Source organism: Paracraurococcus lichenis, assembly GCF_030657435.1.
In the GTDB taxonomy this organism is placed as follows: domain Bacteria; phylum Pseudomonadota; class Alphaproteobacteria; order Acetobacterales; family Acetobacteraceae; genus Paracraurococcus; species Paracraurococcus lichenis.
Genome location: NZ_JAUTWS010000272.1, coordinates 1 through 1,717 on the forward strand (window position 1 = coordinate 1; position 1,717 = coordinate 1,717).

Genomic DNA, 1,717 nt, shown 5'->3' on the forward strand with positions numbered 1-1,717 from the left:
AGAGCGTCCGATCCTGGACTGGTTCCATATCGCCATGCGGCTGCAGCACCTGACCCAGATCGCCGGGGCTCTGGCGTCCGACGATCCGGCGCGCGCGGGCGCGAAGGCGGTGATCGTCGAGGAGGTCGAGCGCCTGCGTTGGCGGCTGTGGCACGGCAAGGCCAAGGACGCGAAAGCCAGCCTTGATCGCATCCGCGCCGTCATGCACCATTTCCGGGGCGAGCATGCCGGCCGCAGGACCGTCGCGCCTTCGCGCAAACTATGGACCACGCTACGGGCCTTGGACTGCTATCTCGTCGGGCAGAGCGATCGGCTGGTCAACTACGGCGCGCGGCACCGGGCTGGGCTGCGGGTCGGCACGGCGCTGACCGAGGGCACGGCCAACTTCCTGGTGAACCGCCGGATGGCGAAATCGCAGCAGATGCGCTGGTCCCGGCGCGGCGCCGACCGGCTGCTGCAGGTTTGCTGCGCCGTCTACAACGGCACGCTCGGCACCGGCTTCGGGCAGCGCTTCTATCCCGCCAATGACCTGCTCCCGCAAATGGCCGCCGCAGCGTGACCCCCAGTCTCGCGGCAGTCCCGACGATGACCCCTGCGCGGTCCGCGACCGAGCCGACCCAGCCCGGCGCGTCGGGCACGCGTTGCGTCTCGAGCGCCGCGGCCAGGCGCACCTGCGGCAGGGAGAGCCCGATGCCCGCCGCGACCGGGCGCCGCCCGGAGCCGGTGGGAGGCCCTAGGACTGGCACGCCGACGGCGACGGCGGCCGCCCCGGACGCGGTGCCGCGGAACAGGTCGCTGACCTCGGCGCGCCCTGAGGCGAGCACCCGCTGCGCTGCGTCCGGGGCGCGGACGCCCACCCGCCGCTCCCCCGGTGCCCACGCCGTCATCAGCGCGATCTGCCCGTCGGCGGCGACCAGGGTGAGGGTCGCGCCGCCGAACCGGGCGGAGGCGGCACGCATCTCGCCTTCGACAGCGTCGAGATCGCTCCGGGCCAGGGCGAACGAGGCGGCCAAGCCGTCGAGCAGCGCCTCGGCGCGGTCGAACTCGCGGTCAATGGCGAGCGCCAGCGCCCGCGCCCGACCGAGCAGGGCATCCTCGGCCCGCGCCCGCGCCTCGCGCTGGCCCTGCCAGACGGCGGCGGCCAGCACAAGGAGGGGCACCGCGACCACCGCAACCAGGAGCGACAGGCGCCGAGCGAGGGACGGCGGGACCCGACCCGCGGCGGCGTTCGCCGGTTCCACGGGGGCGCGATCGACCGGGGCCGCTAGCGTCAATCCGGCGACCCGGTCTGTTCTATGGCCATGTCCCCCAGCGCCCGGGCGAGTGTCGCAAGCTTAAACCATCTATGTGCCGGGGACCGCGGGACGCGCAACCCAAAAGGCATCACCGCGCGGACAAAGCGGGCGTGCGAGCATCGCGGCGCATCAAGGACCGTCTGTCCCCACCGAGTCGTCAAGCCGGTACGTCCCGGAACTGCGAGGAGGATCGAACGCCGGGCGGAGCCACGGAGCGTGCCGAATTCCCACCGAACCAGGATGTCCCTCAGGTGAGGCAGTGAGGCGGCTTCTGTCAGAACTTACGCCAGACCCGACGAGTTGAGGCGAAAGCCAAGGTCAGCTTACGCCGCTTCGAGAATTGCGGGCACACTGGTGGCACGACGGAGGTGAAGCAGGCGACGGCGGTTGGCAGGGACGGGCTGGTGGTGGCGAGTGCGGAA

1 pseudogene is annotated in these 1,717 nt (G+C 72.1%); it reads left to right on the top strand.

Annotation, left to right across the window (positions count from 1 at the left end):
* A pseudogene (locus Q7A36_RS39630) lies at nt 1-559 on the top strand (hypothetical protein); the annotation flags it as partial.
* Between the last annotated feature and the right edge of the window lie 1,158 nt (nt 560-1,717).